7 protein-coding genes and 1 pseudogene are annotated in these 6,820 nt (G+C 67.5%); 1 reads left to right on the forward strand and 7 read right to left on the reverse strand.

Annotated features, from left to right (window positions below):
• Position 1: 1 nt before the first annotated feature.
• Positions 2 to 598, forward strand: coding sequence for a DUF1963 domain-containing protein (locus ACFY3J_RS31205; protein ID WP_384178579.1), 597 nt, complete (start codon positions 2 to 4; stop codon positions 596 to 598).
• A 700-nt stretch (positions 599 to 1,298) separates the two neighbouring features.
• On the opposite strand, the gene ACFY3J_RS31210 is transcribed toward ACFY3J_RS31205, so the two are convergent.
• From ACFY3J_RS31210 to ACFY3J_RS31240, 7 genes and pseudogenes are all read right to left on the reverse strand, one after another.
• A complete protein-coding gene (locus ACFY3J_RS31210) occupies positions 1,299 to 1,580 on the reverse strand; it encodes a hypothetical protein (RefSeq protein ID WP_384178582.1) in 282 nt (93 codons plus the stop codon).
• Between the two features lie 112 nt (positions 1,581 to 1,692).
• A complete protein-coding gene (locus tag ACFY3J_RS31215) occupies positions 1,693 to 1,983 on the reverse strand; it encodes a DUF6233 domain-containing protein (RefSeq protein WP_384178585.1) in 291 nt (96 codons plus the stop codon).
• A 143-nt stretch (positions 1,984 to 2,126) separates the two neighbouring features.
• Positions 2,127 to 2,258: a hypothetical protein gene (locus tag ACFY3J_RS31220; protein WP_384178588.1), complete on the reverse strand. Its 132-nt coding sequence runs from the start codon at positions 2,256 to 2,258 to the stop codon at positions 2,127 to 2,129.
• A 167-nt stretch (positions 2,259 to 2,425) separates the two neighbouring features.
• A pseudogene (locus tag ACFY3J_RS31225) lies at positions 2,426 to 2,764 on the reverse strand (transposase family protein); the annotation flags it as partial.
• A 1,013-nt stretch (positions 2,765 to 3,777) separates the two neighbouring features.
• On the reverse strand, positions 3,778 to 4,407 hold the full coding sequence (locus ACFY3J_RS31230) for an isochorismatase family cysteine hydrolase (RefSeq protein WP_390842238.1): 630 nt from the start codon (positions 4,405 to 4,407) through the stop codon (positions 3,778 to 3,780).
• A 286-nt stretch (positions 4,408 to 4,693) separates the two neighbouring features.
• Positions 4,694 to 5,380 carry an SDR family oxidoreductase gene (locus ACFY3J_RS31235; protein WP_384178594.1) on the reverse strand — a complete coding sequence of 229 codons (687 nt, stop codon included), beginning with the start codon at positions 5,378 to 5,380 and terminating at the stop codon, positions 4,694 to 4,696.
• A gap of 454 nt (positions 5,381 to 5,834) precedes the next feature.
• Positions 5,835 to 6,752: a zinc-dependent alcohol dehydrogenase family protein gene (locus ACFY3J_RS31240; RefSeq protein ID WP_390842240.1), complete on the reverse strand. Its 918-nt coding sequence runs from the start codon at positions 6,750 to 6,752 to the stop codon at positions 5,835 to 5,837.
• Positions 6,753 to 6,820: the final 68 nt, after the last annotated feature.

Consider the following 6,820-nt stretch of genomic DNA (forward strand, 5'->3'; position numbering starts at 1 on the left):
AGTGACACGTACCGGCGGCGTGCCGATGGTGCCCGCCGGGTTCAGCTGGCCGCAGTGCGCCGCGTGCTCCGGGCCGATGCAGTTCCTTGCGCAGCTGCTGGTGAACGACCCCGGCGCCCAGGGGGCCAGGCCGACGGCGTCGGCCGGGTGGGTCCTGTCGGTCTTCATGTGTCAGAACGATCCAGGGCTGTGCGACGAGTGGGACCCGGTCGCAGGTGGCAACCGGGCACTGCTGTTCCCTGGTCTCGGACTCACCGCGGCCCCGGTGCCGACGGAAGGCGAGGCCCTGCTGCCGGAGACCTGCGGCATCGACTGCGCGGTGATCGACGCGGCTCCCTACCATGAGGCACGCAACCGCTGGGCCCAGGCTCACGGACGCCCCTTGAGGGACGTCCTCGGCCAGTTGGGCGGCGTTCCGTCGTGGCTGCAGCACGACGAGACCCCGGCATGCCCGGCGTGCGGGCAGCCGATGAGCTTCGTGGTCCAGCTCGAAGAGGGCCGCGACCACCGGACGGCGATGAACTTCGGCGGAGGCGGTTGCGGATACGCCTTCGCATGCACGCTGTGCAGCGAGGGCTCATTCCTGTGGCAGTGCTGATCGCCGGTCTATCCACTGAGAAAACCTCAGTGCCTCCCCAAAGGGAACCTGGGATGCGATACCGGCCAGCCACCCTCGTGCTGCCAAAGATCAGTTACGGGACAACCCTTACCCTGAGGCGAAGGAGGTCGCCGACGAGGTCGAACCGCTCGTCAAGGTGTACGTCCAACGCCTTCAGGCCGGTGATGCCGCGGACCTGGCGCGTATCGGCGCGCCCTGGTACACCGCCAGAGAGCGGGCCGCGCAAGGCCTGATCTCCAGGTACGGCGCACACGCCGGCGAGCCGGTCGAAGCAGTCGTATCGGACCCCGTCGTACCGGGTCTGGCCGCCGTCGAACTTCGCTTCGGCGACGGACAGAGACAGGTGGTGGACCTTGTCCAGGACAACGACGTGTGGTGGCTGGAGTTGGGGGATGGTGATCCTGTGAGGCCATAGATGCTGGCCTCCCCGTGGAGACTGGAACCGTCGCCCAACAAGTCCACTTGTGGGTGACGGTTGCCGTATGCCCTCGCTTCAGCCGCCATGCCGCACGCCGCGGGTATTGCCTGCTCCAGCTCCGAGAGCGGGCATCACGACGCCTGAATGTCGGTCATGCACTGGTCGAGGCGCCGCGGCGGTAGCAACGACAACGCAGACACACGACGAGGCCCCCGCCGAACTCCGCGGCGGGGGCCTCGCGCCGCACAATCCGATGTCAGGTCAGTGCCGACTGACCTTGGTGATACGGCACTTCAGCCCATCGGGTGCCCTGGCGAGACCCCCGGCCTTCTCGTTGGCCTTCTGGCCCGCCGCCAGGTTGTTCACCATCGCCACGCCCTCGCTGGAGCGCGTGCCGGAGCCGTCGACGAACTCGACCTGCACCATGTATGAGCGGCTACGCGAGTCGTGATTCTCGACGACCAGCTCGGCCTGCGGGAAGCCGGCGAGATTGCCGGTCGACGAACACTTCGTGATCTTGACGTCGTCCTCGGGCTTGTGCACCTCGGCCGGCTTCGACTTCGCCTTGCTATCGCCGTTGCCCCCCGCCTTGGTATCGTCGCTGCCCCCGAGCTGGTGCCGGGCGCCGGGGCGGAAGCCCGTCGCAGGTCAGGGGCTACTCCAGGAAGCCGAGCAGCGTGTCCGGTCGGCACTGTGCGCACGCCGGTACCTGCTGCCGCAGCGCCTCCAGCGCCTGCGGCCTGCTCACCGGCACGCACCGCCCGCTCTTGCGGACCGTCCAGCAGTCCCCAGCATGCACGGCGACCACGTTCCGGCGGTTCAGTCCGTGCTCGACCAGCCACTCCGGTGGCGTCGGCGGGGCAGGGCACCCCCCGGTGCCAGGCCGCGCCCCGACTGCGCGGCACCCTCGACTCAAGAGCGGCGAGCGAGGGTGCCGCGCAGCCATAGACGGTGTCCCGCCATGTGGTGTAGCCGATCTTGCCGGTGATCTTCACCGTCGCTCGGCTGCGATTACGCGGGGGCGGCTACGCCTGCCAGGTCACCCACTCCGAGTTCTTCAACGCGGGACGGCAGCCGAAGGGCTACGGTTCACGACGACCCAGGTTGGGGCTCCTCGCCGTCGTAGGCCGCCAGCGCAGCCTGGCGGCATTCCAGCAGGTCGCCGAGGTCCTCGTGGGTCACGTGCTCCTGGGTCACGCGCGACTTGCAGGATATGCGCATGCCACTCCTCCGGTGCGAGGGCGTCAGGCGACGCCCGGGATTCCAGAGTCGAGGACACCTGTCTGCTCGTCTCCGCACACGGGCCATCCGAGTGAACGCACCGCAGGGATCTGGAGTCCTCCGCCCTGCCGAGCGGGCGTCGTCGAGTTGCGGCTGCCGCGTGCGGTGATCTGGCTCCGAATCTTCGCGGGAGACTGGTCCACCGCCTCCTGGCCTGCGGAGAGGGCCTCCCACCGTCCCCAGCACGGGATGCGGACCGTGCCGCCGTCACCCCGGTAACCCAGCACTTGATGCGGGCCTCGGCGAGAGCGTCGACAATGTCGTGTTCGCGGGCTCCGCGGACGTCGTGCATGGCGCCGGGCAGGGCCGGCGAGGCCCACAGCAGTCGACCGGAAGGATCTCGCGATGACCTGCACGTTCATCCCGCTTCTTACGGCACGACCACCATGCTCACAGCCGGAGTAGAACGGCCGGTCCGCGGCAATGTGGTCGATCGGCAGCAGCGTGCAGCCAGGAACGGTACGTTCATCGTCTTCAACGAGATTCCCCAGCAGAACTGCTTCCTGGGGAATGAACCGTTCTGGCTCGTCGAGGGAATAACCGCCGCCGGCTTCTTCACCCAAAAGCGGCGCGAAGCCGCGCACGCCGCGATCGGCAAGGCATTCGTCTGTCTCCGTCCTCGGCGACGATGGCTCGGAGATCGAGATGAATGGCGTCCACATTTCTCCCGCATATCTGCTGCGAATCTACGCGTTGCTCATCGAGATCCCGGAGGGCAGTCGGGGGTGCAGTGGGAGCACCTATTCCGCGCTGGAGATCGGCCACCTGGTCGGTACTGATCAGGATCCCGAGCGCTGGTCCGAGTTGAAAGTGAACACCTCCAAGCATTCAGTGGCACGGCCCTCATGAGGCGAAGCTGAAACGGTCAACCATTCCCGTCCTCGGGCCGCCCACACCAGCCCGAGCGGCGCCGCTGCATGCAGCAGTGTGCCGACATGCGCCGCCATCAGAATCAGCACCTTCTCGGCGAGTAGGCGTAGGACCCTCCTGGCCTCATCCTCGACTCAGGCCCGAACGAGCCGTTCAGCGTCAAGGTCGGCGGAGTTGCTGCGCAGGGTGAGGTCGGGGGTCCGTCGTGTGCGTCGAACGCTCGTCGTCCACGCGCTTTCCGTCTCGCCGCTGACTCGGTGCCCAGCCGCGCGGAGGCCGGGACCACGGCTCGGTCACTCGTCCAGGCAGCATCGAGGCTCCGACACGTCCACGCCGCGCAGACGGCCGCTTCGCAGTACCCGAAGAGCGCTCTGCGCGCTGACGTCTTGCAGCCGGTCAACGCCCCAGGCCACGCTTGTCCATGCGTGCGCGATGCGTGAGCGGACTGCCCGGCACAGGATCGCCGAGCCATGAGAGGCCACTGCGAGGGGCAGGAAGAGCGCTGTGCAGGTCCCTCCTGGCAGGCCCGCAGTGCGTAGGCATGGCAGGCGAACTGCTTCTTCGGCCTCAACACGGACGAGCCCGACTGTCATGGTTGGGATCCGTCGAAAGCGGCGATGAGTTGGTTCGTGGTGACGATGGCCTGGGCGTAGGTGGGGCCGTTGAGTTCGTGAGCGGCGTGCATCATCTCGGGACTGAGGGCCGCCGTGGCGTCGCGAACCAGCGTCACGTGGTGGCCGAGCTCCATGGCGAAACGAGCGGTGGCCTCGACGCAGGTGTTGGCCAGCACGCCGACAAGGACCACGTGGGTGATGCCGTGCTGCTTGAGCTGCATGTCCAGGTCCGTGTTGGCGAACCCGCTCGACCCCCAGTGCTCCTGAGCGACGACCTCGCCCGGCTGCGGCTGGAAGTCGGGGTGGAACTCCCCGCCCCAGGATCCCCTGGCGAAGTGGTGGAGCTGCTGGATTTTCCGCTGCGAGGGGGTCGGATGGTCCCACGTCTCGTAGTCACCCGGCTCCCAGCGGCGGTGCGGCACGAACACCACGCGCACACCGGTCGCACGGGCCGAGACGATCACAGAGCGCAGATGGTCCAGCAGACCGACCTTGCCGGCCACGGGCTCCAGACGCGGCCAGACCTTGCCGCCCTCCGAGAGGAAGTCGTTATAGGGGTCGACCAGCAGAACGGCCGTGCGGCGTGGATCGTATGTCTCGGCCATGATTCCTCCTTGCGCCGGTGCTACTTTGGCTGTAAAACACGCCCGCTGACCCTGCCGTCCCTGCGATCCCCGGTGCGGGAAGCCTCGGTGAAAACGTCGCCGACACCATGAAACCTGTCGCACACGACGTGCGAAGCAAAGTCATTCCCGCCACCAGCCACTGGGTAGCCGAAGAGGCCCCCAGGAAGTGCTCACGGCGCTGACCGCGTTCCTGGCCCCGTACGCAACCAAGGCCGGAGCAAACGACCTCAGCCGGCCGCGACGCTCGGCAAATAGCCTCCCCCGCTCACTGTTCAAGCGGTTGCGCAAGGGCATGCTTGATCTGCTTGGTCCGCTCGTCGGCGAGCACCTCGACCCGGTCGTTCGCCAGGGCGTCCATGGTCTGCTCCGCCACCTCCGCCGCGCTGATCTTCGGCGCATCCGTGAAACTGCTGAGATCCGTCTCCACGAAACCGGCGTGGACCCCGATCACAAGCGTTCCCTGCTCGCGCAGACCCTCCCGCAGCGCGCCCGTCAACGACCACTGGGCTGCCTTGGAGGCCGCATATCCGGGATACTCCGGCCGGGGGAGCCAGGAGACAGCCGACAGCATGTTCACCAGCGCGCCGCCGCCGTTGCGCGCCAGGACCGGGGCAAAGGCACGGGACACGGCCCAGGTGCCGAAGTAGTTGATCTCCATCGCCTCGCGCGCGCCGTCGAAGGAGCCCGTCAGTAGCCTGGTCCCAAAACCTCCGACCCCCGCGTTGTTGACGACGATGGTGACGTCACCGGCGGCCGCGGCCGCGGCGGCGACGTCCTCCGGCTCGGTGACGTCCAAACGCAGCACAGAAAGGTCCCCGTCGCTCACGCTCGCCGGATCGCGGACACCGGCGTAGACCTTGGCAGCTCCCCGCTCGATCAGTGCGCGAGCAAACGCGTGGCCAATGCCACGATTGGCCCCCGTCACCAGGGCAACCGAGCCTTTGATCTCCATCGCGCTTCCTTCCTGCTGCCGCCTGCCGAGCAAATCAGGCACTGGGGCGAGGGACGACTCTGCAATGGGAGGCGCTGAACCGGACTGTGTCCTGGCACGCCCCAGGTCCATGCGCGACTCGCACACGCACGCAGGGTCCCCACGTACGAAGTCCTCGCCACCACCAGCGTGCATCGGACGCCGCAGCCACGCATGTGAGACGGCGCTCGGCTACGGGGCCCATTTCACCGTCGGCGACCAGTCCACAAGAGTGACCGCCGCGAACGTGAGGACGAAACCGAGGACGGGCCATCGCAGCAGCCTCCTAGATCCACTCCACCTCAGAGATGACGTGCGGCCTCCCCAGAACACTGGTGCAGGCGCTGACCTGGTCGAATGACGCGGGCTTCATCGGGCTTGGCTAGGTTCACCTGGCGGCCTTGGCACGCCGCGGACGCACCGGAAGCGCCGCTTCCTACCTGTCGTCTTCGTCCCGGCCGTCTTCGAAGACGAAGAGTGGTTTGGTGCCGTGTGCGGGTGCTTCGGCGAGCGAGACGGCTTCAGCGAAGCGTTCGAGCGGGAACGGCTGGCCCCGGGGGATGCTCAGCACCTCGTCGGCGACGAGACCGCGAACCTGGGACAGCGTGCGCAGCGCATCCTCGGGTGAGGCAGTGCCGAACCAGCGGTTCAGCCAGAAGCCACGGACTGCTTTGGTCTCGTAGATGACCGAGCGTGCCTGCAGCGGGATCGTCAGTGCCGCAGGGGCGGTCTGCCGATGCGTCGAGAGTGCGCCGTAGACCACGACCTCCCCTCCCGGAGCCAATGCCTGGGACACCTGGGCACCCACGGGGCCCGCGACACAGTCGACGGCCTTCCGCACGCCGACTGGCCCCGCTATCTCAGCCACACGCTGCAACAGGTCCTCGTCCTCAGTGCAAATGACCTCGTCACCACCAAGCACTTTGATCTCCTCGACGGCATCACGTCGCCGCACGACATTGATCGTGCGAATACCCAGATTCCTGGACAGCTGAATGACGAGCCGGCCGACGGTGGAGCCCGCGGCCGTCTGCAACAGCCATTCGCCCGGCTGTACGTCGAGTTCGCGCGTCACGAGGAGCAGCGCGGTCAACGGGTTGACGGCGAGTTGACAGGCGCTGGAGTCGCTCAGACGGTCGGGGACCGGCAGAAGCCTTCGCGTGTCGGCAACGAGGTATTCCTGCCAGGTGCCGGCCACGGGGGGCCCGGGTACCGCCGGGACCACAGCGGCCACCACGCGCTCACCGACCTTCAGTCCCTCGGTATCCGGGCCCAGGGCCGCAATATGGCCCACGCATTCCATGCGACCCCCTACAGCGGGAAACCCGGGGGGTGCCCCTATCTGTTTCGTCAACCCTGGCGGGGCTGGTTCGTAGGGGTTCGTACTGGGCGGATCGGGTGCCGTGGGGGCAGGCCGGTGGC

The sequence above is a fragment of the Streptomyces sp. NPDC001231 genome, assembly GCF_042896885.1.
Taxonomy (GTDB): Bacteria; Actinomycetota; Actinomycetes; order Streptomycetales; family Streptomycetaceae; genus Streptomyces.